Annotated in this window: 24 protein-coding genes and 1 tRNA gene; 15 read left to right on the top strand and 10 right to left on the bottom strand. The window is 67.7% G+C overall.

Translation table 11 applies throughout. The features are described from left to right. Positions 1 to 11: 11 nt before the first annotated feature. The 4 genes from AC5Y3P_RS12485 to orn form a co-directional block, all read right to left on the bottom strand. Positions 12 to 965: an SDR family NAD(P)-dependent oxidoreductase gene (locus tag AC5Y3P_RS12485; RefSeq protein ID WP_500046206.1), complete on the bottom strand. Its 954-nt coding sequence runs from the start codon at positions 963 to 965 to the stop codon at positions 12 to 14. Next, entirely contained in the window at positions 962 to 1,798 is an 837-nt protein-coding gene (locus AC5Y3P_RS12480) for an alpha/beta hydrolase fold domain-containing protein (protein ID WP_500046205.1), read from the bottom strand. Before AC5Y3P_RS12480 ends, AC5Y3P_RS12485 begins: the two co-directional genes overlap by 4 nt. Before the next feature lie 527 nt (positions 1,799 to 2,325). Further along, positions 2,326 to 2,398 (bottom strand) — tRNA-His (locus tag AC5Y3P_RS12475). Between the two features lie 41 nt (positions 2,399 to 2,439). Beyond that, a complete protein-coding gene (gene orn / locus AC5Y3P_RS12470; RefSeq protein WP_500046204.1) occupies positions 2,440 to 3,075 on the bottom strand; it encodes an oligoribonuclease in 636 nt (211 codons plus the stop codon). A gap of 132 nt (positions 3,076 to 3,207) precedes the next feature. Between orn and AC5Y3P_RS12465 the strand changes: the two genes are divergently transcribed. After that, complete coding sequence (locus AC5Y3P_RS12465) at positions 3,208 to 4,761, top strand: helicase HerA-like domain-containing protein (protein ID WP_500046238.1); 1,554 nt, start codon at positions 3,208 to 3,210, stop codon at positions 4,759 to 4,761. 63 nt (positions 4,762 to 4,824) lie between these two features. Here the strand turns inward: AC5Y3P_RS12465 and cmrA are convergent, their stop codons facing one another. Beyond that, entirely contained in the window at positions 4,825 to 5,631 is an 807-nt protein-coding gene (gene cmrA / locus AC5Y3P_RS12460; protein WP_500046203.1) for a mycolate reductase, read from the bottom strand. A 67-nt stretch (positions 5,632 to 5,698) separates the two neighbouring features. On the opposite strand from cmrA, the gene AC5Y3P_RS12455 reads away from it, so the two are divergent. After that, the gene (locus AC5Y3P_RS12455; RefSeq protein ID WP_500046202.1) at positions 5,699 to 7,021 is read left to right on the top strand and encodes an MFS transporter; all 1,323 of its coding nucleotides are present in this window, start codon (positions 5,699 to 5,701) and stop codon (positions 7,019 to 7,021) included. Between the two features lie 22 nt (positions 7,022 to 7,043). Here the strand turns inward: AC5Y3P_RS12455 and AC5Y3P_RS12450 are convergent, their stop codons facing one another. Continuing rightward, positions 7,044 to 7,811: an MmpS family transport accessory protein gene (locus AC5Y3P_RS12450; RefSeq protein ID WP_500046201.1), complete on the bottom strand. Its 768-nt coding sequence runs from the start codon at positions 7,809 to 7,811 to the stop codon at positions 7,044 to 7,046. Positions 7,812 to 7,951: 140 nt separating this feature from the next. Here AC5Y3P_RS12450 and AC5Y3P_RS12445 point away from each other — a divergent pair, with 140 nt between their 5' ends. The 3 genes from AC5Y3P_RS12445 (at position 7,952) to AC5Y3P_RS12435 (ending at position 10,294) form a co-directional block, all read left to right on the top strand. Beyond that, the gene (locus tag AC5Y3P_RS12445) at positions 7,952 to 9,826 is read left to right on the top strand and encodes an alpha/beta hydrolase family protein (protein ID WP_500046200.1); all 1,875 of its coding nucleotides are present in this window, start codon (positions 7,952 to 7,954) and stop codon (positions 9,824 to 9,826) included. Between the two features lie 66 nt (positions 9,827 to 9,892). Further along, the gene (locus AC5Y3P_RS12440; protein ID WP_500046199.1) at positions 9,893 to 10,093 is read left to right on the top strand and encodes a hypothetical protein; all 201 of its coding nucleotides are present in this window, start codon (positions 9,893 to 9,895) and stop codon (positions 10,091 to 10,093) included. Between the two features lie 45 nt (positions 10,094 to 10,138). Then, on the top strand, positions 10,139 to 10,294 hold the full coding sequence (locus tag AC5Y3P_RS12435; protein ID WP_500046198.1) for a hypothetical protein: 156 nt from the start codon (positions 10,139 to 10,141) through the stop codon (positions 10,292 to 10,294). Here the strand turns inward: AC5Y3P_RS12435 and AC5Y3P_RS12430 are convergent. After that, on the bottom strand, positions 10,291 to 10,917 hold the full coding sequence (locus AC5Y3P_RS12430; protein ID WP_500046237.1) for an SACE_7040 family transcriptional regulator: 627 nt from the start codon (positions 10,915 to 10,917) through the stop codon (positions 10,291 to 10,293). The genes AC5Y3P_RS12435 and AC5Y3P_RS12430 overlap by 4 nt on opposite strands. A 148-nt stretch (positions 10,918 to 11,065) precedes the next feature. On the opposite strand from AC5Y3P_RS12430, the gene AC5Y3P_RS12425 reads away from it, so the two are divergent. The 8 genes from AC5Y3P_RS12425 (at position 11,066) to AC5Y3P_RS12390 (ending at position 20,534) form a co-directional block, all read left to right on the top strand. Then, on the top strand, positions 11,066 to 12,616 hold the full coding sequence (locus AC5Y3P_RS12425) for a carboxyl transferase domain-containing protein (RefSeq protein WP_500046197.1): 1,551 nt from the start codon (positions 11,066 to 11,068) through the stop codon (positions 12,614 to 12,616). Positions 12,617 to 12,630: 14 nt separating this feature from the next. After that, positions 12,631 to 14,622, top strand: a complete 1,992-nt coding sequence (locus tag AC5Y3P_RS12420; RefSeq protein WP_500046196.1) for an acetyl/propionyl/methylcrotonyl-CoA carboxylase subunit alpha — start codon at positions 12,631 to 12,633, stop codon at positions 14,620 to 14,622. Beyond that, entirely contained in the window at positions 14,615 to 15,763 is a 1,149-nt protein-coding gene (locus AC5Y3P_RS12415) for an acyl-CoA dehydrogenase family protein (protein ID WP_500046195.1), read from the top strand. The genes AC5Y3P_RS12420 and AC5Y3P_RS12415 overlap by 8 nt, the downstream gene beginning before the upstream one ends. Before the next feature lie 3 nt (positions 15,764 to 15,766). After that, positions 15,767 to 16,264 carry a MaoC family dehydratase gene (locus AC5Y3P_RS12410; protein WP_500046194.1) on the top strand — a complete coding sequence of 166 codons (498 nt, stop codon included), beginning with the start codon at positions 15,767 to 15,769 and terminating at the stop codon, positions 16,262 to 16,264. Then, the gene (locus AC5Y3P_RS12405) at positions 16,265 to 17,065 is read left to right on the top strand and encodes an HpcH/HpaI aldolase/citrate lyase family protein (protein ID WP_500046193.1); all 801 of its coding nucleotides are present in this window, start codon (positions 16,265 to 16,267) and stop codon (positions 17,063 to 17,065) included. A gap of 114 nt (positions 17,066 to 17,179) precedes the next feature. Continuing rightward, positions 17,180 to 18,292, top strand: coding sequence for a pyruvate dehydrogenase (acetyl-transferring) E1 component subunit alpha (gene pdhA / locus AC5Y3P_RS12400; RefSeq protein WP_500046192.1), 1,113 nt, complete (start codon positions 17,180 to 17,182; stop codon positions 18,290 to 18,292). Position 18,293: 1 nt separating this feature from the next. Further along, positions 18,294 to 19,322: an alpha-ketoacid dehydrogenase subunit beta gene (locus tag AC5Y3P_RS12395; protein ID WP_500046191.1), complete on the top strand. Its 1,029-nt coding sequence runs from the start codon at positions 18,294 to 18,296 to the stop codon at positions 19,320 to 19,322. Between the two features lie 21 nt (positions 19,323 to 19,343). After that, positions 19,344 to 20,534, top strand: a complete 1,191-nt coding sequence (locus AC5Y3P_RS12390; protein WP_500046190.1) for a dihydrolipoamide acetyltransferase family protein — start codon at positions 19,344 to 19,346, stop codon at positions 20,532 to 20,534. Positions 20,535 to 20,579: 45 nt separating this feature from the next. Here the strand turns inward: AC5Y3P_RS12390 and AC5Y3P_RS12385 are convergent, their stop codons facing one another. After that, positions 20,580 to 21,191 carry a TetR/AcrR family transcriptional regulator gene (locus AC5Y3P_RS12385; RefSeq protein WP_500046189.1) on the bottom strand — a complete coding sequence of 204 codons (612 nt, stop codon included), beginning with the start codon at positions 21,189 to 21,191 and terminating at the stop codon, positions 20,580 to 20,582. Positions 21,192 to 21,274: 83 nt separating this feature from the next. Between AC5Y3P_RS12385 and AC5Y3P_RS12380 the strand changes: the two genes are divergently transcribed. Continuing rightward, a complete protein-coding gene (locus tag AC5Y3P_RS12380) occupies positions 21,275 to 21,817 on the top strand; it encodes a hypothetical protein (RefSeq protein WP_500046188.1) in 543 nt (180 codons plus the stop codon). A 131-nt stretch (positions 21,818 to 21,948) separates the two neighbouring features. Here the strand turns inward: AC5Y3P_RS12380 and AC5Y3P_RS12375 are convergent, their stop codons facing one another. After that, positions 21,949 to 22,710, bottom strand: a complete 762-nt coding sequence (locus AC5Y3P_RS12375; RefSeq protein ID WP_500046187.1) for an enoyl-CoA hydratase — start codon at positions 22,708 to 22,710, stop codon at positions 21,949 to 21,951. A 78-nt stretch (positions 22,711 to 22,788) separates the two neighbouring features. Here AC5Y3P_RS12375 and AC5Y3P_RS12370 point away from each other — a divergent pair, with 78 nt between their 5' ends. Then, on the top strand, positions 22,789 to 23,697 hold the full coding sequence (locus AC5Y3P_RS12370) for a DUF4253 domain-containing protein (protein WP_500046186.1): 909 nt from the start codon (positions 22,789 to 22,791) through the stop codon (positions 23,695 to 23,697). 2 nt (positions 23,698 to 23,699) lie between these two features. On the opposite strand, the gene AC5Y3P_RS12365 is transcribed toward AC5Y3P_RS12370, so the two are convergent. Then, positions 23,700 to 24,674, bottom strand: a complete 975-nt coding sequence (locus AC5Y3P_RS12365; RefSeq protein WP_500046185.1) for a DUF808 domain-containing protein — start codon at positions 24,672 to 24,674, stop codon at positions 23,700 to 23,702. Between the last annotated feature and the right edge of the window lie 35 nt (positions 24,675 to 24,709).

The raw sequence follows: 24,709 nt of genomic DNA, 5'->3' as shown, positions 1-24,709 counted from the left end.
TCACTTGGAAGTCACTTCGAAAGTTCGGCGAGCCGGGTGGCCGCCCACCGAGCCACCGGCGGGGCGGCGCGCGAGAGCAGATACATCAGATGGGCTTCGGCCGCAATGGGGGCAACCGACCGATCCCTGTCAACCGCACGAAGGATGTTGCGAGCGACACGCTCGGGCGGGTAGCCGCGCTTCTGATATGTCGATGTCAGCCGGTTGCGCCGTTGCTCAGCGTCGCCGTCACCGCGGATAGCACTATTCTGTGTAATAGCGGTGTTGATGACGCCGGGGCATACGGCAGTGACACCGATGCGGTGCGGTGCCAACTCCATGCGCAACGCCTCAGACAATCCCAACACCGCGAATTTCGTTGCGCTGTAAGCAGTCAACTGCGGATTAGCCAGCAGACCCGCGGCCGACGACAGATTGACGACGTGACCTCCGCGGCCGGCGTCGATCATCGTCGGCAAGAATGCGTTGCAGCCGTGCACCACGCCCATCAGATTGATGCCGACCAACCAGTCCCAATCCTTGACGCTGGTATCAAGGAATCCACCGACCAGACCTACACCGGCGTTGTTGATTAACAGGTCCACCGCACCGTAATGGTCGAGCGTCTCCTGCGCGAAGCTCGACATCGCCTCGGAGTCAGAGACATCGACGCGCCCGGTCAACACCCGGCCGCCGAAGCTTCGCACCGTCGCGGCGGTGTCGGCCAGACCGTTCTCGTTGATGTCGCACAGGGCGAGGTCGGCGCCGCGTCCCGCACATGACAGCGCCAGCTGGCGACCAATACCGCTGCCGGCGCCGGTAATCACCGCGACTTTGTTGGTGAGATTCGCGGTACGCAACCGAGATAATTTCTTAGGCATGCCGGAAACGTACGGCGAGACGATGCGGTGCTGCTCGTGTGAATGCGCCAACACCGTCGGCGCCTGTTGTGCAATCGCGACAGAAGCGCACGGTGCGCCGCTCATTTCAGGAACTGAAAGAGGTGAGCGCCGATCAATCGCATCGCCGCGTGCGCCGAGGCGGCTTGGGATCGGGTGAATCCGTGGTCGACCGAGGGCAAACGGTGGTGGGTGACCGCGACTCCTCGGCCGGTCAGGTCGTATGCGAGGAGGTCACCTTCGGGGCCCAGCGTGTCGAGCTCGCCGGTGATGATCAGAGTTGGCGGCATGGCGTCGGCCAAGTCCGCGTCGAACACCGGCGATGCCAACGGTTGGCAACGGTCGCGCGGGTCGACTACGTAGGCGTCGATAGCGAGACGCTGAATACGACGCGATATGCGTGGACGCCTCTTGACCGAGGTCCGGTCGGCGCGCGAGAGGTCGACGACCGGAAACGCCAATGCCGCCGCGCGCAAATTGATCTCACCGGAGTGGTGTGCCTGCTGGCACACGTTGACCGCCAGCTTTGCGCCTGCGCTTGCGCCCGACACTGATATACGAGCGGCATCCCAGCCGCGCTTGGGCGCCTCGGTGTGGATCCAGCGTGCGACTTCAAAGCATTGCTCTTCGGCCACGGGATACTGGACCTGGGGTGCGGTCGCGTAGTCGGCGAGCACCACCACCGCGCCGACTTCGGAAGCGATGTACTCGGCGATGTACTCCTCTTGCCGCGGGTGGCGCACAATAAACGCGCCGCCGTGTAGGTGCAGGACTACCGGAAGGCAAGCACCACCGTGCGCCAGAGGGGCGCCCGGGTGCGGCCGATAGATCAGGCACCGGACGTCGCCGTGTGGGGTGGGCACATCGACGGACTGCGGCTCGGCGACCCGGCGGGTCGCGGTGCGGAAGCTGCGCGGCACTGGGACCAGGGGTAGCACTCGCTGCGCCGCATGGGCCCCGATCCACGCGGCGACCCGACGCTTCGGAATCCTGGGCACGCCCGTGGACTGGCAGGAGCGAGGAATCGTCAGACCGCCGGCCTCGTCAGCCGCTTGGCGCCTTTGTCGACTGCCTGCCCAGTGCTGATTTCGGCCGGCATCAGCGCCGGGGCAGCGGTGAGCAGAAAGAACAGGCGGGGGGAAAGGTACGACGACATATTGACTCGATTCTCCGCGGAGCGGAAGCTGCGGTATTTCCGATAAGTGTCGGGTGCGTGGGTCGGCGTTGGCTTGTCTCGTGTAGACGAGACGATGAGGCCTCGTTGTGGTGGACGCACAAGGAGTGGCCGGCGTTGAGCTGTCCGACGCCGCGTGCGTGCCAGCGTTCGAGGAGCTGAGGTGGTGAAACGACGGGATCGGCATTCGCTATTGCACGGTCCGTTGCATCGACCCGGAAACGAACACCGCCCCACCTGCGAATGCGCAGGTGGGGCGATGGTTTCAGTCGGGGTGGCTGACGGGACTCGAACCCGCGACAGCCAGGATCACAACCTGGTGCTCTACCAACTGAACTACAGCCACCATCGCTACCTGCGGGCGAACCCTCGGGCAGCGTGACGATCTTAGCCGGTCGGGTGCTCTGCTGCCGAATCGGTTTCGGTCGGCGGGCCCAATTCGGCCGCGACGGCAGCGATATCGCTGGTAGAAGGCCCAGGCTGGGGAACGAACGCGGTCTGCCGGTAGTACTTCAACTCCCGGATCGACTCGTGGATGTCGGCCAGCGCCCGGTGCGCCAGACCCTTTTCCGGCTGACCGAAGTAGATCCGCGGGTACCAGCGCCGGCACAGCTCCTTGATCGAACTGACGTCGATCATCCGGTAGTGCAGATGCTCGTCCAGCGCCGGCATGTCGCGGGCGATGAAGCCGCGGTCGGTGGCAATCGAGTTGCCGCACAGCGGCGCCACCTTGGCCTCTTTGACGTGCTGCTTGATGTAGTCGAGCACCATCGCCTCGGCGGTCGCGAGGTCCACCGTCGAAGCGCGGACCTCCTCGATCAACCCGGAGCGGGTGTGCATCTTGGTGACCACATCGATCATCGAATCCAGGGCGGCGTCGTCGGTGTGGATCACCACGTCGATGCCGTCACCGAGCACATTCAGCTCGGCGTCGGTGACCAGGGCCGCGATTTCGATCAGCCGATCCGATCCGAGGTTCAGACCCGTCATCTCGCAGTCGATCCACACCAATTCCTCACGCACAGCGATCAACAGTAGGCCACCCGGTCTGCACCAGTGCCGGCAAGTAATGTCGGGGATTGCCGAAACCGCCGATCCGAACGAATCCGGAGGGACACCGTCGTGACGTCAGAAGCCCCCAGCTCAAGCTCCGCGATGACCCCGGCGCAGCACATCGCGGGCGGCTATTCGGTCGACGGCGCCGCACTTGAGCTCGGTTCGGTGGTCGTCGACGGCGCCGTCGACCCCAAGGCTCGGGTGCGTATCCCGTTGGCCACGGTCAACCGGCACGGCCTGATCGCCGGGGCCACCGGAACCGGCAAGACCAAGTCGCTGCAGCTGATGGCCGAGCAACTGTCGGCAGCCGGTGTCCCGGTGCTGATGGCCGACATCAAGGGCGATCTGTCCGGGCTGTCCAAGCCGGGCGAGTCAGGCGACAAGGTCACCGAACGCGCAACCGACACCGGCGACGACTGGGCCCCGACCGGCTTCCCGGTGGAGTTCCTGTCGCTGGGCACCGAGGGCAGCGGAGTTCCGGTGCGTGCCACGGTGACCAGCTTCGGTCCGATCCTGCTGTCGAAGGTGTTGGGTCTCAACCAGACTCAGGAGTCCACGCTGGGCCTGATCTTCCACTGGGCCGACCAGAAGGGGCTGCCGCTGCTGGATCTGAAGGATCTGCGCGCGGTGATTCAGTACCTCACCAGTGACGAGGGCAAGCCCGAACTGAAGGCGCTGGGCGCGGTGTCCAGTGCCACCGCCGGGGTGATCCTGCGCGCCCTGGTCAACCTCGAGGCCGACGGCGGGGACACCTTCTTCGGCGAGCCCGAGCTGCGGCCCGAGGATCTGATGCGCGTCGACGCCCAGGGCCGCGGCATCATCACCCTGCTCGAGGTCGGTGATCAAGCGGCCCGGCCGGTGATGTTCTCCACCTTCCTGATGTGGGTGCTGGCCGATCTGTTCACCTTCCTGCCCGAGGTCGGCGACGTCGACAAACCCAAGCTGGTGTTCTTCTTCGACGAGGCGCACCTGTTGTTCAGCGATGCCTCCAAGGCGTTCCTGCAGCAGGTGGAGCAGACCGTCAAGCTGATCCGCTCCAAGGGCGTCGGGGTGTTCTTCTGCACGCAGTTGCCCACCGACGTGCCCAACGACGTGCTGTCCCAGCTCGGTGCGCGGGTGCAGCACGCGCTGCGCGCGTTCACCCCCGATGACCAGAAGGCGCTGAGCAAGACCGTGCGCACCTACCCCAAGACCGAGGTCTATGACCTCGAAGAGGCGCTGACCTCGCTCGGGATCGGCGAGGCCGTCGTCACGGTGCTCTCCGAACGCGGTGCCCCGACGCCGGTGGCCTGGACCCGGATGCGTGCGCCGCGTTCGCTGATGGACACCATCGGTTCCGACGCCATCGCCGCGGCCGCTGCGGCCAGCGGCCTGCAGGCCACCTACGGGCAGACCATCGACCGGGAGTCGGCCTACGAGAAGTTGACGGCCAGCATCGCCCCGCCCGAGCAGGCGCCCGCGGCCGACGAGGTTCCGGTGCCCACCGGCATCGAGTTGCCGCCGATGCCCGAACCGGTGGCCAAACCCGAGCCGGGATTCTTCGACAAGCTGATGGACAGCCCCGGATTCAAGAGCGCGATGCGTTCGGCGGGCACGGTGATCGGCCGTGAGATCACCCGCAGCATCTTCGGCACCGGCCGCCGACGCCGCTGAACCCCTTGCGATTTCGGTGCGCGCAGGGGCGCTCAGCGCCCCTAGACGCACCGAAATCGCAGCTTAGTCGCCGCCCAGTTTCTTGTAGACCGCGCCGACGATCGGTGCCACCACGGCGCGCGGGGCGTAGCCCGCGGCCACCGACATCGCCTTCGACGTCAGACCCGGCACCACCCGCATCCGGTTGCGGTCCAACGCATCCAGGGACAGCCGGGCGGTGTATTCGGTGTTGATCCACAAGAAGTCCGGGATCAGCTTCTCCACCAGCGAGCGCTCGGAGTCGTCGGGCAACTCGGTGCGCACCGGGCCGGGTGCCAACAGCGTCACGTGCACACCGCTGTCCTTGAGTTCACCACGCAGCGACTCGCTGAAGGTGTTGGCGAACGCCTTCGACGCCGCGTAGGTGGCGTTGTTCGGGATCGGCGAGTTACCGGCCGCCGAACCCGAGGTCAAGATGCCGCCTGCGCCGCGCGCGATCATGCCCGGCAGCACCGCCAGGGTCAGGTCGTGCACCGCGATCGCGTTGAGTGCCACCTGCGCCTTCTCGCCGGCCGGATCCAGCTTGGCCACCGGCCCGAAGGTTGCGGTCCCGGCGTTGTTGCACAGGATCGAGATGTTGCGTCCGGCCAACTCCTCGCACAGCGCGTCGCGCGCCGCCGTATCGGTCAGGTCCACCGCGCGCACCTCGACGGTGACGCCGTAGCGCTGGGTCAGCCGTTCGGCCAGCTCGGTGAGCACCTCGCCGCGGCGGGCCGTGACGATCAGGCTGTGGCCGCGCGCGGCCAACTCGGTGGCCAACGCCTCGCCGATGCCCTGGGAGGCGCCGGTGACGACGGCACGCGCGTCCGGACTGGGAGCAGGTACAGGCATGTCGGCAATCGTAGACAACGCCGCGCGGTGGTCCAGCGGGCGATCGGCACGGCTTAGAGTTCCGAGGATGAGCGCACCTGGCCCGGCCAAGTCCCGGGTGCTGGCGTGGGCACTGTGGGATTCCGGCTCCACCGGGGTGAGCGCGATCGTCGTGACGTTCGTGTTCTCGGTGTATCTGACCGAGGCGGTCGGTGAAGGCCTGGTGGCCGGCGCCTCACCGGCCAGCTGGCTGGGCCGGGCGCTGGCGTTGGCCGGCCTGACCGTCGCGGTGCTGGCCCCGATCACCGGCGTGTGGGTGCAGGCCCCGCACCTGCGCCAGCGCGCATTGACCACACTGACGTTGGCCGCCGTCGCACTGACCGCGCTGATGTGGCTGATCCGCGACGACTCCGCCTACCTGTTCGCCGGTCTGGCGCTACTGGCCGCCACCACGGCCTGCTGCGATCTGGCCAGCGTGCCCTACAACGCCATGCTCAAACAGTTGTCCACCCCGCAGACCTCCGGCCGGATCTCGGGATTGGGCTGGGGTGCAGGTTATCTGGGCAGCGTCGTGCTGCTGTTGCTCATCTACGCCGGGTTCATCGCCGGCTCCGGCGAGACCCGCGGATTGCTCGGATTGCCCACCGCCGACGGTGTCAACGTGCGGGCGGCGATGCTGCTGACCGCGGTGTGGTTCGCGGTGCTGGCCGCCCCACTGCTGTTCACCGCGCACCACATCCTGCCGCCGGCCGAGCCGACCCACACCACGGTCGGCGTGCGCGGCGCCTACCGGCAGGTGTGGGCCGACATCAAGACCGAGTGGCAGCGCGACCGCAGCCTGGTCTACTACCTGCTGGCCAGCGCGGTCTTCCGGGACGGTTTGGCGGGTGTGTTCGCGTTCGGGGCCGTGCTCGGCGTGAGCGTGTACGGCGTCTCGGAAGCCGACATCCTGATCTTCGGGGTGGTCGCCAGCGTGGTTGCTGCAGTCGGCGCCGTGCTGGGTGGACTGATCGACGACCGGATCGGATCCAAACCGGTGATCGTCGGATCACTGATCGCGATGATCACCGTCGGCATCAGCATGCTGTTCGTGTCCGGACCGGGTGCCTTCTGGTTGTGCGGCCTGCTGCTCTGCATATTCCTCGGGCCCACCCAATCCTCGGCGCGCACCTTGTTGCTGCAGATGTCGGCGCTCGGCCGCGAAGGCGTGGTGTTCGGTCTGTACACCATGACCGGGCGGGCGGTGTCGTTCCTGGCGCCCTGGCTGTTCTCGATCTTCGTCGACGTGTTCGGAACGGTGCGCGCGGGCCTGGGCGGCATCCTGCTGGTACTGGCCGCCGGGCTGACCGGCATGGTGCTGGTGCGGGTTCCACGCAGCCGCCGCCCCGCCGACCAACCGCCGGACCACTAGCGCCGGGGCGCGGCGCGCCGGCTCAGCCGACCGCCGAACAGATGGTCAGCCCCTGGCCGGAGCGTTGACTGACCTGGACGCCGTCCACGGTGACGGTGCACGTCACCTCGCTGCCCATGTGGACGACGGTGACGCTGGCGGCGTCGGAGGCCGGCGGGGTCAGCGACACCTCCCGGGTCCACGGCAGCGCCACGTTGAACTCCATCTGCAGCACCCCGCCGGTGTCGATGTAGGTGATGCTCAGCGCAGGCCGGGTCCCTTCGACCCGGTAGACCACGGTTTGCGGCACGTCGGAATCGGTGGTGGTGGTCGTCGGCGGTGATGTTTCGGTGGTCCCCGGGGCACCCGGCGTGGTGGTCGGGGTCCGGGTGGTCGTGGGGCGCCGGGTAGTGGTGGTCGGCGCACGCGTCGTGGTGGGTGCGGTCGGCTCGGTGACCGACGGCAGCGGCGCCAGCGTGGAGTCTCTCTTGTCGGCGCTGTTGGCGATCACCAACGCGATCACCAGACCGATCACCAGCAACACCGCCACCCCGGCCAGCAACCACAGCCAGCGCGGCGTCCCGCCACCGCTGGGCGGTGGGCTCTCGGGTTCGGGTTCGGGCTGCGGGTATTGGGTTTGCGTCCAGTACGGCGGCAACGGCTCGGTGGGGTTCGGTGGCGGGGAGTAGCTCGGGTACGAGTATTGGCCCGCGTACGCCGGATCGGTGTACGAGGGATATTGCTCGCCCGGGGTTTGGGGCCGCCCGTACTGGTTCGGGTCCGACCCGTCGGGCCACCGTGGATCGCTCATGCCAACCTCACCGTTGCGAGGCTACCCGCGCGGCAAACCTGCTTGGGTGGCGAAGCGTCATTTCGGCGCGTCACCGGAGGAATCGGTGAGATTGGGTAACGTGCCGGTGGGGAACGGAACCGAAAGGCTCAAACGAGGTCATGGTGGGACCGCAGGTGCGCGCCATCTACGGACCGTCGCTGTCGCCGGACGCCACCGCGTTCGCCAACATCGTCGACGACGGTGGTTACCCGCGCGCGGTGCAGCGGTTCCTGCGCGGCTGGCGGGCCAGTTCGTCTCGCGACGTCGAGTTGCCGATCGAAGGTCCGATCACCCGGGTGCTGCACTCGGCCGACGGGCACTGGCTGGCCTGCGAGCTGGCCCCCGACGGCGGTGAACGCACCCAGATCTGGGTGGTCACCACCGACCCCGACGACCGCGACGCGCGGCGTATCGACGGCGTCGGTCTGGAGACCGAGCAAGGCACCGCCGAGCTGATCGCCTGGGACGGTGCCCATGTGGCCGCCATCATCACCGGTCCGGACGGGGTCGGTCAGTCCTGTCTGATCGACCCGGCCACCGGCAACCGGGTGGTGCTGGACCGGCGCTCCGCGGGGCGACTGGTGGACTCCTGGGCCGGGGCATCCCTGATCCGGGTCGGTCCGCGCGGCTACCGGGAGATGCTGATGCTGCACGGCCGCACCGAGATCGCGCTGCTGCCATACGATCCCGGATCGGTCACCGACGCCGGCGTGATCCTGGACGACCACAGTCCGCGCCGGTTGCGCTCGGGTCCGGACGGTGAGGAAACCCAGCTGTACTACCCGGCAAAGAGCTACGGCCCCAACAGCACCCAGGGTTTCGTCCGGGCCTTGATCCGCAGCGACAACGGCACCGACCACGCCCGGCTGCTCGAGGTGATCACCACCGAAGACGGTGTGACCTACCAGGTGATGGCCGAGCGGCCCGGCATCGAACTCGACGAATTCGTGGTCAGCGATGACCTGTCCACCATCGCCATGCTCTGGAACCTCAACGGGTGCAGCGAATTGCAGATCATGCAGTACCCGGATCGGGTGTTGAGCGACCCGATCCCGTTCCCCGGTTCGGTGGCCTCCCAACTGTCGATCAGCGCCGGTGGGTCGATGGTGGCGATGACCGTCGAAAGCCCGTCGCAACCGCGCACCGTCGAACTGGTCGACACCCGCACCCTGGAATGGGAGATGGTGGACCGGGTGCCGATGTCCGGTCCGCTGGCCGAGCATCCGGTGCTCGAAACCGTCACTGCGCGCGACGGTCTGCAGTTCACCGGCTGGCGCTACCGACCCCCCGCCGGGGTGTCGCAGATCGGTACCTTGATCTACCTGCACGGCGGGCCCGAGGGGCAGTCCCGGCCCGGCTACAGCGAAGTGTTCCCGGTACTGCTCAACGCCGGTATCGCGGTATTCGCGCCCAATGTGCGCGGCTCGGGTGGGTTCGGCCGCTCGTTCATGCATGCCGACGACCGGGAGAAGCGGTTCGCGGCCATCGACGACGTCGCCGACTGTGTGCAGCACCTGATCGCCAACGGCCTCGCACATCCGGACCGGATCGCCTGCGGCGGCTGGTCCTACGGCGGCTACCTGACCATGGCGGCGCTGACCTTCCACCCCGAACTGTTCGCCGCCGGGGCCAGCATCTGCGGCATGAGCGATCTGAACAGCTTCTACCGCAACACCGAGGCCTGGATCGCCGCGGCGGCCTATCCGAAATACGGCCACCCGGTCAGCGACGTGGAGTTGTTGGAGCAGCTTTCACCGTTGCAGCGGGTGGATGCGTTGACCGCGCCGCTGCTGCTGGTGCACGGCGCACACGACACCAACGTGCCGGTCAGCGAATCCGAGCAGATGGCCGAGGCGCTGGCGGCCCGCGGTCGCACCGTGCGCTACCGGCTGTTCGAGGACGACGGCCACGAGATCGCCCGGCGGGAGAACCGCGTGGAGCTGGCCATCGAACTGCGTGAATGGCTCTCGGCGGCGTTCGGCCGGCAAACCTGATGTTTGGGAAGCTCTCGCACGGGTAAACCTTCTCCCGCCAGATGTGTGGACGAAGGGAGGCCTGCGATGCGCGCGATCGGCATCGTCGTCGTGGTGTGGCTCCTCATCGGAGTGTTCGCCACTTATCAACGTGGGTACTTCGAGACCACCGAAACCAACTGCGCCACAGCGGGGTCTATAGCTCTGACGGTATTGGCTGGGCCGTTGAACTATGCCGGTGTGAACCCAAAGGTCGTGGACTGCAACATTCCTCAGCCAAGCCCGTAGCCCGCGACAGTTGTCAGTAGTTCGTCCCTCGAGATCGGAGTCATCATGATCGTCCTCGGAATCATCCTGCTCATCCTCGGATGGGTACTCAACGTGCCGTTGCTGAACACCATCGGCATCATCTTGCTGGTGATCGGTGCGGTGCTGTGGATCCTCGGTGCGGTTGGCCGTCCGGTCGGTGGCCGCAAAGTCTGGTATTAACGCAACGCCGCCAACGCGGCCAGTGTCATAGCCCGCAGCACCACGCGGGAACGCGAGCCGGTCGGCCCTGTGCCGGCCGGCTTCGTGCTGTACGGGGTGGAGTTCATCAGGCCGAACGCGGCGTGCGCCATCAGCCGCGCATCGGCTTCGGCCAGCCCCGGATCGAGCTCACGCAGCGTGCGCACCCACACTTCGACATATTGCCGCTGACTGCGCCGCACCTGACGCAGCGCAGCGGCCGGCAGGTTGTCCAGGTCGCGGTCCTGGATCCGGATCAGATCCGGCTCGCCGAGGGTGAAGTCGAGATGGAAATCGACCAGGCCGGCCAGCGCTGCTTGCGGGTCGGCTGCCGCCTCGACCACCGCGCGACCGCCGGCCAACAGTCGGGTGCTGATCCCGACCAGCAATTCCACCAGTAGCGCTTCCTTGTTGGGGAAGTGCCGGTAAATCGCCGGGCCACTGACTGCGGCAGCCGCGCCGATGTCCTCGAGTCGCACCGCGAGAAAGCCGCGCTCGGCGAACTGGCGTTCGGCGGCGGCCAGCAACTGGGTGCGGCGGTCGGATTTCTGCCGGCTGCGTCGGGTGACGGCGGGATCGGCGCCGTCGGGCGCGGTGGATGCGATCATCTCGCCTCCCATCGCTCGTCGGGTCCGGCGGATCGGCTGCGCCCCGCACCAGCCCCGCACACCGATGCGGGTGGACAATCTCGGTTAATCGTGACTAACATACCATGAGTTAGTCGTCATTAACTCAATTCGATGGGCGGCAAAGATGGCATCGGCGGCGCAGAACCGCGACGATCACCTCGCGCTGGTTGCGCAATTGCGCGAGAAGTTGGCTACCGCAGCGCTCGGCGGCTCGAAGCGCTCCCGCGAGCGCCATGTCGCGCGCGGCAAGCTGTTGCCGCGCGACCGGGTCGACGGTCTGTTGGATCCGGGCAGCCCGCTGCTCGAGATCGCCCCGCTGGCCGCCGACGGCATGTACGACGACGAGTGCCCGGGGGCCGGCATGATCGCCGGCATCGGCAGGGTGTCCGGACGCGAATGCGTGATCGTCGCCAACGACGCCACCGTCAAGGGCGGCACCTACTACCCAGTGACGGTCAAGAAACATCTACGGGCCCAAGAGATCGCACTGCAGAACAAGCTGCCGTGCATCTACCTGGTGGACTCCGGTGGCGCATTCCTGCCCCGTCAAGATGAAGTGTTCCCCGACCGCGAACACTTCGGCCGCATCTTCTACAACCAGGCCACCATGAGCGCGCAGGGCATCGCGCAGATCGCTGCGGTGCTCGGATCCTGCACCGCCGGCGGCGCCTACGTACCCGCCATGAGCGACGAGGCAGTCATTGTCCGCAACCAGGGCACCATCTTCCTGGGCGGTCCGCCCCTGGTGAAGGCGGCCACCGGCGAGGTGGTCACCGCCGAGGAGCTCGGTGGTGGCGACCTGCATTCCAAGACCTCCGGGGTCACCGACCATCTGGCTCATGACGACCGCGACGCACTGCGCATTGTGCGCCGCATCGTGTCGACCCTGGGTCCGGTCGAACCCCGACCGTGGGAGGTGGCGCCCACCGTCGATGCGATCGCTGATCAAACCGAGCTCTACGACGTCGTCCCGGTCGACGCCCGGGTGCCCTACGACGTACACGAAGTGATCACCCGGCTCGTCGACGGCGGCGAATTCAGTGAGTTCAAGGCCGAGTACGGCACCACGCTGGTAACCGGCTTCGCGCGCATCCACGGCCATCCGGTCGGGATCATCGCCAACAACGGCGTGCTGTTCGGTGAATCCGCGCTCAAGGGAGCACATTTCATCGAGCTGTGCGACAAGCGCACGGTCCCGTTGGTGTTCCTGCAGAACATCGCGGGGTTCATGGTGGGCCGCGACTACGAGGCTTCCGGCATCGCCAAACACGGCGCCAAGATGGTCACCGCGGTGGCCTGTGCACGGGTGCCCAAACTCACCGTGGTGATCGGCGGATCCTACGGCGCGGGCAACTACTCGATGTGCGGTCGCGCGTATTCGCCGCGGTTCCTGTGGATGTGGCCCAACGCGCGGATCTCGGTGATGGGTGGCGAGCAGGCCGCGTCGGTGCTGGCCACCGTGCGCGGCGACATGTCCGCCGAAGAGGAAGGGGCCTTCAAGGCCCCGATCCGCGCGCAGTACGAGCACCAGGGCAACCCCTACTATTCGACGGCGCGGCTGTGGGACGACGGGGTGATCGATCCGGCCGACACCAGAACAGTGCTCGGGCTTGCCCTTTCGGCAGTGGCAAACGCACCGGTGGAACCGGTGTCCTACGGCGTGTTCAGGATGTGAGTGCGATGTCTGCGATGAAGTTCGACACCGTCCTGGTCGCCAACCGCGGCGAGATCGCCGTGCGCGTGATCCGCACGCTGCGCAAGTTGGGCATCCGCTCGGTCGCGGTCTACAGCACGGCCGACGCCGGCGCCCGGCACGTCGCCGAGGCCGACACCGCGGTGCTGCTCGGCCCGGCCCCGGCCCGGCAGAGCTACCTGAACATCGACGCCGTCGTGGACGCGGCGCGGCGTACCGGCGCCCAAGCTGTGCACCCGGGCTACGGGTTCCTTTCGGAGAACGCCGAATTCGCCGCCGCGCTGGAACAGGCCGGCATCGTCTTCATCGGACCGCCGGCGCGGGCAATCGCCACCATGGGCGACAAGATCACCGCCAAGGCCACCGTGACCGAGTTCGGTGTGCCGGTGGTGCCCGGCATCGCCCGGCCGGGGCTGACCGACGACGAGCTGATCGCCGCGGCCGACGACATCGGCTACCCGGTGTTGGTCAAGCCCTCGGCCGGCGGTGGCGGTAAGGGCATGCGGATGGTGGAAGACCCCGCCGAGTTGCCGGCCGCGCTGGTCGGCGCGCGGCGTGAATCGGCTGCCGCGTTCGGCGACGACACGCTGTTCTTGGAGCGATTCGTGTTGCGGCCCCGGCACATCGAGGTGCAGGTGCTCGCCGACAGGCACGGCAACGTGATCCACCTCGGTGAGCGGGAATGCAGTCTGCAGCGCAGGCATCAGAAGGTGATCGAGGAAGCGCCCTCGGCGCTGCTGGATCCGGCCACCCGGGCGCGGATCGGCGCGGCGGCCTGCGACACCGCCCGCAGCGTCGACTACGTGGGCGCGGGGACCGTCGAGTTCATCGTCTCGGCCGAGAAGCCGGACGAGTTCTTCTTCATGGAGATGAACACCCGCCTGCAGGTGGAGCATCCGGTCACCGAGCTGGTCACCGGCTGGGATCTGGTGGAGTGGCAAGTGCGGATCGCGGCCGGCGAGAAGCTCGACGTCAGCCAGGACGACATCGAATTGCAGGGGCACGCTATCGAGGCTCGGCTCTACGCCGAGGATCCCGGCAACGGCTTCCTGCCCACCGGCGGCACCGTGCTGGGCCTGACCGAACCCCGCGGTCCCCGGGTGCGGGTGGATTCCGGCATCCAGACCGGCACCGTGGTTGGCAGCGACTACGATCCGATGCTGGCTAAAGTCATTGTGGCCGGCGAGGATCGCGCGGCGGCGTTGCGCGGACTGGATGCCGCGCTGGCCGACACCGCGGTACTCGGGGTGGTCACCAACGTCGACTTCCTGCGCTTCCTGCTCGCCGATCCCGACGTGGCCGCCGGTGCGCTGGACACCGGGTTGCTGGACCGCCGGGTCGGTGACTACCAGCCCGACAAGGCCGGCGACGACGAGTTCGTCGCGGCCGCGGCCTACCTGTGGCTGCGGCGCTGGGCGGACTCGGGTGCTGATCTGTGGAGCCAACCGTCGGGCTGGCGAATGGGTGCTGCGGCAGCCGTGGTGGCGCGGCTGCGCAGCGGTGAGCGCACCGACCACGTCCGGATCACCGGCAGCCCGAGCGAGGCCACCGTCGTCATCGAAGATGGTGAAAGGCGCTCGCTGGCAGCAACTCTCGCCGATGACCAACTGGTGGTCACTCTGGCCGGGTTGCGCACCGTCTACCGGGTGGCCGCCGACGATCACCGGATCTGGCTGGCCGGCCCACACGGCGTGGCGGTGCTCGACGAGGTGCGTGAAGCGCCGGTCCGTCCCGACGACGAGCACAGCGGCGACGCCGAGTTGGTCAGCCCGATGCCCGGCGCGGTGGTCGCGGTCAACGTCGAGACCGGCGCGCAGGTGCCGGCCGGGACCGTGGTGGTCGCCGTGGAGGCCATGAAGATGGAGCACTCGCTGAGCTCACCGGTCGACGGTGAGGTGGAAGTTCTTGTCGCCGTGGGCGATCAGGTCAAGGTGGGCCAACCGCTGGCCCGAATCAAGGCAACGCAGAAAGAATCGACCGATGACTGATTATCTGTCCACCGGGAACCTGCCCGAGGACTATGCAGAACTGGCCAAGACGGTCCGGGACTTCGCCCAGAGTGTGGTGGCGCCGGTGGCGGCCAAACATGATGCCGAACACAGCTTCCCGTACGAGGTGGTCGACGGTATGGCCGAGATGGGCCTGTTCGGTCTGCCGTTCCCCGAGGAGTACGGCGGCATGGGCGGCGACTACTTCGCGCTGTGCCTGGCGCTGGAAGAACTCGGCAAGGTCGACCAGAGCGTGGCCATCACGCTGGAGGCCGGCGTGTCGCTGGGTGCGATGCCGGTCTACCGGTTCGGCACCGAAGCGCAGAAGCAGGAGTGGCTGCCGATGCTGACCAGCGGCAAGGCACTGGGCGCGTTCGGTTTGACCGAGGCCGGCGGCGGCAGCGACGCCGGCGCCACCAAGACCACCGCGAAACTGGACGGGTCGGGCTGGGTCATCAACGGCAGCAAGCAGTTCATCACCAACTCCGGCACCGACATCACCAAGCTGGTGACGGTCACCGCCGTCACCGGCGAGAAAGAGATCTCCTCGATCCTGGTGCCGGTGCCGACCGACGGCTTCACCGTCGAACCGGCCTATGACAAGGTCGGCTGGAACGCCAGCGACACCCATCCGTTGAGCTTCGACGACGTGCGGGTGCCGGAGGAGAACCTGCTGGGCGAACGTGGCCGCGGCTACGCGAACTTCCTGCGTATCCTCGACGAAGGCCGGATCGCCATTGCGGCGCTGTCGGTGGGGGCCGCGCAGGGCTGCGTCGACGAGAGCATCAAGTACGCCAAGGAGCGCAGCGCCTTCGGTCAGCCGATCGGCAAGTACCAGGCCATCGAGTTCAAGCTGGCCCGGATGCAGGCCCGCGCCCAGGCCGCCCGGACCGCCTACTACGACGCGGCGGCACTGATGTTGGCCGGCAAGCCGTTCAAGACCCAGGCCGCCGTGGCCAAGCTGGTGGCCAGTGAGGCCGCGATGGACAACGCCCGCGACGCCACCCAGATCCACGGCGGCTACGGTTTCATGAACGAATACGCCGTCGCACGCCACTACCGCGACAGCAAGATCCTCGAAATCGGCGAGGGCACCACGGAGGTACAGCTGATGATCATCGCGCGCGAGATGGGACTTTAAGGCATGGCCGAAGATTCGGAACAGCGCGTGGTGCGCCAGCGCGGCCTGTGGTACGAGGAGTTGGAGCCGGGGGTGCGCTACGTGCATGCGCCCGGTCGCACCATCACCGAGGCCGACAACGTGCTGTTCACCACGGTCTCGATGAACACCCAGGCGCTGCACCTGGACGCGGCCTGGTCGGATGCCCAGCCGCCGTTCAACGCCCGGCTGGTCAACTCGATGTTCACGCTGGCCACTCTGGTGGGCTTGTCGGTTACCCAGATGACCCAGGGCACCACGGTGGGCAACCTCGGCTTCTCCGACATCGCGTTCCCCAAGCCGATGTTCCACGGCGACACGCTGTACGCCGAGACCGTCGTCACCGAGAAGCGGGAATCCAAGAGCCGTCCCGGTGAGGGCATCGTGACCTTCGTGCACACCGGGCGCAACCAGCACGGTGAGGTGGTGGCCACCGCCACCCGCAAGGCCTTGATGCGCAAGCAGCCCAGCGAGGAGAGCTAAGTGCCGTTGGACAACGCCGGCCCGGCGTGGATCTTCTGCCCGGCCGACCGACCGGAGCGGTTCGAAAAGGCCGCCGCCGCAGCCGATATCGTCATCCTCGACCTCGAGGACGGCGCGGGCGACAAGCCGGCGGCGCGCGAAGCGATCGTCTCGACCCCGCTGGATCCGAACCGCACCGTGATCCGGATCAACCCCGCTGACACCGAAGAGCAACGGCTGGATCTCGAAGCGCTGCAACGCACCCCGTACACCACCGTGATGCTGCCCAAATGCGAGTCGGCCCAGCAGGTCACCGCCCTGGCGCCGCTGGACGTGGTGTTCATCGTGGAGACCCCGCTGGGTGCGCTCAAGGTCACCGAGTCCGCCGCGGCGGCCAACACTCTCGGGGTGTTCTGGGGTGCCGAGGACCTGTTCGGGTTCCTCGGCGGCACCGCCAACCGCTATCCCGACGGCAGTTACCGCGAGGTGGCCCAGCACGTCCGGTCACAGTCGCTGCTGGCCGCCAAGGCGTTCGGCAAGTTGGCGCTGGACTCGGTCTACATCGACATCAAGGATCTCGACGGTCTGCGCCGTGAGGTCGACGACGCCGTCGCCGTCGGTTTCGACATCAAAGTGGCCCTGCATCCCACCCAGGTGGCGGTGATCCGGGAGGGTTATGCGCCGTCGGCCGAGCAGGTGCAGTGGGCGCGACACGTGCTGGCCGCCGCAGCCGATGAGCGGGGCGCCTTCGCTTTCGAGGGCATAATGGTAGATGCACCAGTGCTACGGCGAGCAGAGCGAATCGTTCAGCTTGCGCCCTGATCCGGACGCCGGCTGAGCACCGCCACAAGCGGAGCTGCCCGGCTGGCCCGGCTCTGGAGCTGACTTATAGGTCTGATGGCGATACATGCCGATCAGCGACCTTGAGGAGGCGCGATGGCTGGTTCTGCTTCGGCACCGCCGACCGGCGGCTGGACACTGGGTCCGCCGCATCTCGCGCCCCTGGGCCTGATCGACGCCGACGGTGCGCCGACCCCGGAGTCGCGGCTGTCCCGTGCGCTGCCGCCCGAAACGTTGGGCTGGCTCTACGAGATGATGGTCGTCACCCGTGAACTCGACGACGAGTTCATCAACCTGCAGCGCCAAGGCGAACTCGCGCTCTACGCGTCTTGCCGCGGCCAAGAGGCAGCCACCATCGGTGCGGTGGCCGGTCTGCACAAGACCGACTGGCTCTTCCCGCAATACCGCGAACTCGGCGCGTTCCTGGTGCGCGGTATCACCACGGCCCAGATGGCAGCGGTCTGGCGCGGTAGTTGGCACGGCGGACTGGGTTTCACCGACAAATGCTGCGCACCGATCTCGATCCCGATCGGGACCCAGCAGCTGCACGCGGTCGGTGCGGCCATGGCCGCCCAGCGGCTCGGTGAGGATTCGGTGACGGTGGCGTTTCTCGGCGACGGTGCCACCAGTGCGGGTGACGTGCACGAGGCGTTGAACATGGCGGCCGTGTTCGGCGCGCCGTGTGTCTTCTACGTGCAGAACAACGGCTGGGCCATCTCGGTACCGACCGACCGGCAGGTGGCCGCGGAGTCCATCGCGCACCGCGCGCACGCCTACGGCATGCCGGCGATCCGGGTGGACGGCAACGACGTGCTGGCCTGCTATGCGGTGATGGCCCACGCCGCGGCCTACGCCCGCGCCGGCGGCGGCCCGGTGCTGATCGAGGCGGTGACTTACCGGATGGGCCCGCACACCACCTCCGATGACCCAACCCGCTACCGCACCCAGGCCGACCTCGACGCGTGGCAGGCGCGGGACCCGATCACCCGGTACCGGGCTTACCTGCAGAGCATCCAGGTGTGGACCGAACGCCTCGAACAGCGCGTGCAGGCACATGCCCTGCGATTGCGTACTGACCTGCGTGCGGCCACCGTGGGCGCCCCCGATCCCGACGTGCTCGACATGTTCGACACGGTCTATGCCGAGCCGACCCCGACCCTGGCGGCGCAGCGCGCCGAACTGGTCGCCGAATTGGGCAGGGAGAACTGAGATGACGCAACTCTTCGAACGCCCCCCGGCCCTGACACCGGTACCGCCCACCCCGACGGTGACCATGGTGTCGGCACTCAACCGCGCTCTGCACGACGCGATGGCCGGCGACGAGCGGGTGCTGGTGTTCGGCGAAGACGTCGCAGCACTCGGCGGGGTGTTCCGGATCACCGAGGGTCTGGCCGAAACATTCGGGCCGACAAGGTGTTTCGATACCCCGCTGGCCGAATCGGGCATCATCGGTATCGCGATCGGGATGGCGTTGCGGGGTTTGGTACCGGTGCCGGAACTGCAATTCGACGGCTTCAGCTATCCCGCGTTCGACCAGATCGCCAGCCATTTGGCCAAGTACCGCATGCGTACCCGGGGCAATGTCGGCCTGGGGGTCACGGTGCGGATCCCGTCGTTCGGTGGGATCGGGGCCGTCGAGCATCATTCGGAGTCCACCGAGACCTACTGGGCGCACACCGCGGGGCTGAAGGTGGTGGTGCCGGCCACGCCGTCGGATGCGTACTGGCTGCTGCGGCACGCGATCGCCGACCCGGATCCGGTGATCTTCCTGGAACCCAAGCGCCGCTATTGGGGCCGCGGCGCGTTAGACACCAGCTCACCGGGGTTGCCGATCGGGTCCGCGGCGATCGCCCGCAGCGGTACCGACGTCACGGTCATCACCTACGGCCCCCTGGTGGCGACGGCGTGCAGTGCGGCCGAACTGGCCGCCGAGCAGCACGGCTGGAGTCTCGAGGTGGTGGACCTGCGGTCGCTGAATCCGTTGGACTTCGACACCGTCGCGGAGTCGGTGCTGCGCACCGGCCGTTGTGTGGTGATGCACGAGGGCCCGCGGACCTTGGGGTTCGGTGCGGAGCTGGCAGCCCGGATCTCCGAGGAACTGTTCTACGACCTGGAGGCTCCGGTGGCACGTGTCACCGGATTCGACACGCCGTATCCGCCGGCGCGGCTGGAGAAGTTGTGGCTGCCCGGGGTGGATCGTCTGCTGGACAGCGTCGAGCGGACGGTCAATGCGCCATGAGTGCGGTGTGGAGACCTGACCATGAGTGACTTCCTGGTGCCCGATCTGGGGGAGGGTCTCGAGGACGCCATGGTGTCGAGTTGGAGCGTTGCGGTCGGCGACGTCGTCGAACTCAATCAGACGCTGTGCACCCTGGAGACCGCCAAGGCTGAGGTCGAGATCCCGAGCCCGTACGCCGGTCGGGTGGCCGAACTCGGCGGCGTGGTGGGGGAGGTGTTGCCGGTCGGTGCGCTCCTGGTGCGCATCGACACCGACGCGGCCGAGCCGCAAGCACAGCACGAGCGGCCGGTGCGCAGCGGATCGGCGGAAGCGGACTCGGCTGTGCAGCAGCGAAATCCGGTGCTGGTCGGTTACGGCGTCGACACCGACGGTGACCGCAGCCGCCGACCTCGGGCGCGCCCACGGGCCAAACCGTCGGTGCGGAAACTCGCGGCCGAATTGCTGGTCGACCTGACCCGGCTGGCACCCGGACCGGACGGGCTGATCAGCCGCGAGGCGGTGCTCGCAGCGGCGGGCTCGGGGGCCGCGTCGCGCTCGGCGGGGGACTTCGACGTGCTGCCGGTGCGCGGCGTGCAGGCCGTGATGGCCAAGCGGATCGCGCTGTCCCGCAGTAGCATTCCCGACGCGCATGCCAGCGTCGAGGTGGATTGCACCCGGCTGCTCGAACTGCGCGACCAACTCCAGCTAGCACCGTTCGCGTTGAGTCTGCGGTTGGTGGTCGTGGCCCTGCAGCAGCACCGGGTGCTCAACTCGACCTGGGTCGACGGACCCGACGGTCCGCAGTTGCACCTGCAGCGCAGTGTGCATTTGGGTGTCGCCACCGCCACGCCGCGTGGTCTGCTGGTTCCGGTGATCCGGGATGCCCAGGCCAAGCGCACGCGTGAACTGGCCAGTGCCCTGGACCATCTGGTGGCCACGGCGCGAGCGGGCACCGTGCAGCCGGCGGAGTTGGTGGGCTCCACCTTCACGGTGTCCAACTTCGGTGCGCTGGGAATCGACGACGGCGTGCCGGTGATCAACCATCCCGAAGCGGCGATCCTCGGGATGGGCGCGATGCGCCCGCGGGCCGTCGTCGTCGACGGTGCACTGGCCGTGCGCACCACGATGAATTTGACCTGTGCCTTCGATCATCGGGTCGCCGACGGCGCGCAGGTGGCGGCATTCCTGACCGAATGCCGCCAGCTGATCGAAACGCCGCCGTCGTCGTTGTGATTTCGGTGCGTTTACGGGCGCTGAGCGCCCCCAAACGCACCCAACTCACCTGGCGAACGAGGCCAGCAGCGCCCGCATCGACCGGGCCACTGCATGCCGGGTGGCAACCGGGTCCTCGGAGTTCGCGATCAGCATCGATCCGCGGGTCAGCGCTCCGAGCATGAGCCGGGTGACGGTGTCGGGGTCCTGGACGCGCACCACTCCGGCCTGCTCGGCGGTGCGCAGCTTCTCCGACATCACCGCAAAGGAATAGCGCTCGTCGAGTTCGGTGTAGCGGGCCAGCCCGAGCACCGCCGGGCCGTCGATCACCAGGATGCGCTGCACCTCGGGCTGCAGGACGCCGTCGAGGAAGGCCTCGATGCCCGACGCGATTTCCTCGAGGATGTTCGACGCATTCGCCGCCGCCGCCTCGGCTGCGGTCACCAGCTCGGTGTGCGAATCCTGGAACACCGCCTCGAACAGCTCGGTCTTGGTGCGGAAGTGATGGTAGAGGGCCCCGGTGGTGACCCGGGCCGCGCGGGCCAGGTCCTCGACCGACGTCGCCCGGAATCCGCGCGTCCCGAACAGCTCGCGGCCGGCCCGCACCAACGCGGCGCGCGTTTGCGCGACCTGTTCGGCGCGGAGCGACGGCCGGGACTCATCGGAGTTCTTGGGCATAGTGGTAGTCTATTGACATAGTAACAATATGTGCGATAGTAGGTATATCTGAATTGTATTTTCTTTGTTAGAGGACCAGTCCGATGACCACGAGTTACCACGTCATTGTCCGGCCGGCCCCGTCGCGCAGGCCCGGGCCAACTACCTATCGACGCTCGAAGCGCTTCGGCGCGTCGCAGTACCTTGATCTGGCCGCCGAGGTGGACCCGGCCACTCCGGTCGCGGCCCCCAACGGTCTGCCGGTCGATGCCGCCACGCTGGCCATCGCGCGCTCGGCCGGGCGCACCTGGGCCGTCGACCCCGACGAAGCGCTGTTGACCATCCCGGCCGTGCTCAACATCGCCCCGGAGTACCTGCGGCCCAAGCAGGCACATCAGCGAGTGAGTTTCGAACTGCGCATCCGCGGGGGAGCGGACTACCGCTTTGCAGCCTGCAACGGTTCGGCGATGGTCGGCGCTGCCGGAGCGCCGGTGGACTACGTGATCACCACCGACCCGGTGACCTTCCTGCTGGTCGGTTCCGGGCGGGTGCCGATGTGGTCTCAGGTGCTACGCGGCAACCTGCGGATCGGCGGCCGCCGGCCGTGGCGGGCAGGCACGTTCAAGAAGCTGCTGTCGCACCTCTGACAGTTGCGATTTCGGTGCGTCCAGGGGCGCTGAGCGCCCCCCGGCGCACCGAAATCACGAGGACTCGGCCGCCTCGGCAGCCAATCGGGTGTTGTGATCGGCTAGCGCGTCAAATCAGTCCGCACCCGAACCTATTTCGACTTCGACTTCGCCGCTGCCAACCGACGCTGGAACTCCGGTGAGGTGATCGAGGTGGCCTGCGGTCCGAGTTCGATCCGCAGTGCGGCCTGGTGCAACTCGGTGTCGACCGAACCCGGGGCGGCGGTGGCCCGCATGCTGGCCTTGGTTGCCAGCACCACCTCCCGCGGTGCGCCGGCCGGGCCGGCGGCCAATTCCAACGCCGCGACCAGGGCATCGTCGGCCTTGGCCAACGCCAGCCCGTGTGCCACAGCGGCGTCGGCGTCAAAGCGCATCCCGAACAGCAGGGCTGCCCGCGCGACCTGCGGCCCGACGCCGCGCTGCAACATCCAGGTGGCGCCGCCACCGGGATGGATTCCCAGCTTCTGGAACCGCGGATCGAACAATGCGTGCGGACCGGCGATCCGTACATCGGCGGCCAAGGCGAGGTTCAACCCGGCGCCGACCGCCGCGCCGTTGACCGCGGCGATGGTCGGCAGCGTGCAATTGGCCACCGCCATGAACCCGTCGTAGATCCGCAGCAGCCCCTCCTCGGCGGCCACGCCGAGCGCACTCAGGTCCGCTCCGGCGCAGAACGCCTTACCCGCCCCGGTGATCACCACGGCGTGCACGTTCTGGTCAGCCTCGGCGCGCTCGACCGCGGCGCGCAACTGTGCCGACATCGCATCGGTGACCGCGTTGCGGCGATCCGGATCGTTGACAGTGAGCACGGCGATCCCGTCGGCGGCGGCATACAGCACCAGGTCTGAACTCATGGCTGGCACGCTACCTCGTACCTGTCCGCCGCTGGCCGCGGCGATGGTCGGGGGTGTTGGCACTAACCTGGTCCCACCATGCCTCGCCGTGTCATCGTCGCGCTGACCATCGTTTCCCTGCTGGTAGCGGGCTGCGACCAGGTGATTACCGGAAACCCGGTCCAGATGGTGACACCGGAGACCGCGCCGTCGGCGGATCCCGGAACGCTGCCCGCCGATGGTCCGGCGAACGTCGGCGGGGTTGCTCTACCGGCCGGTGAACGGATCTATCAGCGAGACGACGGCGGCAATCCGGTATCGGCCGCGCGGGCTTGGCTGACCGAAATCCCGACGGCACAGGCCAACGCAACCTGGGTGGCGTTGGCGAAGGCCTACCGGAGTACCGGACTGTGGCCGGTGCTCACCGAGGGCCTCGACGGTGAGATCGACCGGCCTTGGCGCGTCGGCGAATTCGAGGAGACCGGTTGGTCCGACGACGGTGATGTCGATCAGTGGTTTCGGCAGCAGGACGCGCTCTACGAGGGTGAGCAGGATCCGCACTGGGGACCGCGGTATGCGGGTCTGGCGACGGGGAGCTCCGGACCGGCGGCCGGGGCACCAGAGACGGTTCCGGCTGACCCCGACTACCGGCGCAGGAGCCCGACCTTCGAGACGTCGAGCATCGGGCTGCTGCTGGTACCGGTGGACCGTCCGGCCGGTGTGTTGGCTGCCGTGGGCTGGCTCGGCGGGACCAACTACGCGTTGTCGGGGGCCGAGTTGTCGGCGGTGTTGCGTTCCTGGGAGGACCGCTTCGGTGCCACTGTATTGGCGGTCGGTTTCGACACCGTCGAGCTCTACGTGACCCGCCCGCCGACTGCGAGCGCCGAATGCCGGGCGGTGGCCAAGGAACACGCCCTTTTCGACCCCGATGTCTTGGCGGTCCGGCCGTTCGATGAGTACGCGGTGGACCTGTGCGCTGCCGACACCTGGTCGTTCTGGTGGGACTGAGCTCAGTGTTCGGCCGGCTCGGGATGCGCGTCGGCGTCGTGGTGCTTCTTGGGCCACGGCAGCACGTGCATGATCGCGACCACGACGGCCCCGACCACGAGGCCGATCACGGCTGAGGCTGCGGTGTTGGTCAGCCAGGCCAGTGCGCCGCCGCCGGCGCCGGTCGCGTGCCGGACGGCCTCCTCGGCGTGATGCACCACGTCGTAAAGACCGTGCCAGCCCAGGTTTTTGGTGCCGACCAGCAAGATGTGGCCGCCTACCCAGAGCATGGCCACCGTGCCGACCACGGTCAGCGTCGACATCACCTTCGGCATCCCGGCGACCAGGCCGCGGCCCACCCGTTGCGCCAGCTGCGACGAACGCTGGGCCAGGCCCAGACCGATGTCGTCCATCTTCACGATCAGGGCGACCACGCCGTAGACCGCCACGGTGATCACGATCGCGACGACGACCAAGATGATCAACCGCGGCCAGAACGCCTCGCTGGCAACCTCGTTGAGCGCGATCACCATGATCTCGGCGGACAGGATGAAGTCGGTGCGGATGGCGCCGGTCACGGTCTTGTTCTCGGCGTCGGCTCCGTTGATGCTGCCGGGCAGCGGCGCCGCGTGCGCGGTGTGCCCGCGGATTCGGCCCCACACCTTCTCGGCGCCTTCGAAGCACAGATAGGTGGCGCCGAGCATCAGGATCGGGGTCAGCAGCTGGGGAGCGAACTGGCTGAGCAGCAGCGCCGCCGGCAGGATGAACAGCAGCTTGTTGCGTAGCGACCCCATCGCGATGCGCTTGACGATGGGCAGCTCGCGGTGCGCGGCGATGCCCTGCACGTACTGCGGTGTGACGGCGGTGTCGTCGACGACGACGCCGGCGGCCTTGGCGGTTGCCTTGCCGGCCGCGGCACCGATGTCGTCGATCGAGGCTGCGGCCAGCCTGGCCAACGCCGCGACGTCGTCGAGTAGCGCGAACAGTCCACCACTCATCGCAGGCTCACCATGGTTGGCAGATTACCTGCCGC

It is taken from the genome of Mycobacterium sp. NGS45 (genome assembly GCF_059812645.1).
Note: the sequence above shows the minus strand (reverse complement) of the source record. Positions and strands in the feature narration are given on the sequence as shown.

Bases quoted from the DNA above. Each gene is read 5' to 3' on its own strand.
- AC5Y3P_RS12485 (WP_500046206.1), bottom strand. From the start codon at position 965: ATGAGCGGCGCACCGTGCGCTTCTGTCGCGATTGCACAACAGGCGCCG.
- AC5Y3P_RS12465 (WP_500046238.1), top strand. From the start codon at position 3,208: ATGACCCCGGCGCAGCACATCGCGGGCGGCTATTCGGTCGACGGCGCC.
- cmrA (WP_500046203.1), bottom strand. From the start codon at position 5,631: ATGCCTGTACCTGCTCCCAGTCCGGACGCGCGTGCCGTCGTCACCGGC.
- AC5Y3P_RS12455 (WP_500046202.1), top strand. From the start codon at position 5,699: ATGAGCGCACCTGGCCCGGCCAAGTCCCGGGTGCTGGCGTGGGCACTG.
- AC5Y3P_RS12450 (WP_500046201.1), bottom strand. From the start codon at position 7,811: ATGAGCGATCCACGGTGGCCCGACGGGTCGGACCCGAACCAGTACGGG.
- AC5Y3P_RS12445 (WP_500046200.1), top strand. From the start codon at position 7,952: ATGGTGGGACCGCAGGTGCGCGCCATCTACGGACCGTCGCTGTCGCCG.
- AC5Y3P_RS12440 (WP_500046199.1), top strand. From the start codon at position 9,893: ATGCGCGCGATCGGCATCGTCGTCGTGGTGTGGCTCCTCATCGGAGTG.
- AC5Y3P_RS12435 (WP_500046198.1), top strand. From the start codon at position 10,139: ATGATCGTCCTCGGAATCATCCTGCTCATCCTCGGATGGGTACTCAAC.
- AC5Y3P_RS12425 (WP_500046197.1), top strand. From the start codon at position 11,066: ATGGCATCGGCGGCGCAGAACCGCGACGATCACCTCGCGCTGGTTGCG.
- AC5Y3P_RS12420 (WP_500046196.1), top strand. From the start codon at position 12,631: ATGAAGTTCGACACCGTCCTGGTCGCCAACCGCGGCGAGATCGCCGTG.
- AC5Y3P_RS12415 (WP_500046195.1), top strand. From the start codon at position 14,615: ATGACTGATTATCTGTCCACCGGGAACCTGCCCGAGGACTATGCAGAA.
- AC5Y3P_RS12410 (WP_500046194.1), top strand. From the start codon at position 15,767: ATGGCCGAAGATTCGGAACAGCGCGTGGTGCGCCAGCGCGGCCTGTGG.
- pdhA (WP_500046192.1), top strand. From the start codon at position 17,180: ATGGCTGGTTCTGCTTCGGCACCGCCGACCGGCGGCTGGACACTGGGT.
- AC5Y3P_RS12395 (WP_500046191.1), top strand. From the start codon at position 18,294: ATGACGCAACTCTTCGAACGCCCCCCGGCCCTGACACCGGTACCGCCC.
- AC5Y3P_RS12390 (WP_500046190.1), top strand. From the start codon at position 19,344: ATGAGTGACTTCCTGGTGCCCGATCTGGGGGAGGGTCTCGAGGACGCC.
- AC5Y3P_RS12385 (WP_500046189.1), bottom strand. From the start codon at position 21,191: ATGCCCAAGAACTCCGATGAGTCCCGGCCGTCGCTCCGCGCCGAACAG.
- AC5Y3P_RS12380 (WP_500046188.1), top strand. From the start codon at position 21,275: ATGACCACGAGTTACCACGTCATTGTCCGGCCGGCCCCGTCGCGCAGG.
- AC5Y3P_RS12375 (WP_500046187.1), bottom strand. From the start codon at position 22,710: ATGAGTTCAGACCTGGTGCTGTATGCCGCCGCCGACGGGATCGCCGTG.
- AC5Y3P_RS12370 (WP_500046186.1), top strand. From the start codon at position 22,789: ATGCCTCGCCGTGTCATCGTCGCGCTGACCATCGTTTCCCTGCTGGTA.
- AC5Y3P_RS12365 (WP_500046185.1), bottom strand. From the start codon at position 24,674: ATGAGTGGTGGACTGTTCGCGCTACTCGACGACGTCGCGGCGTTGGCC.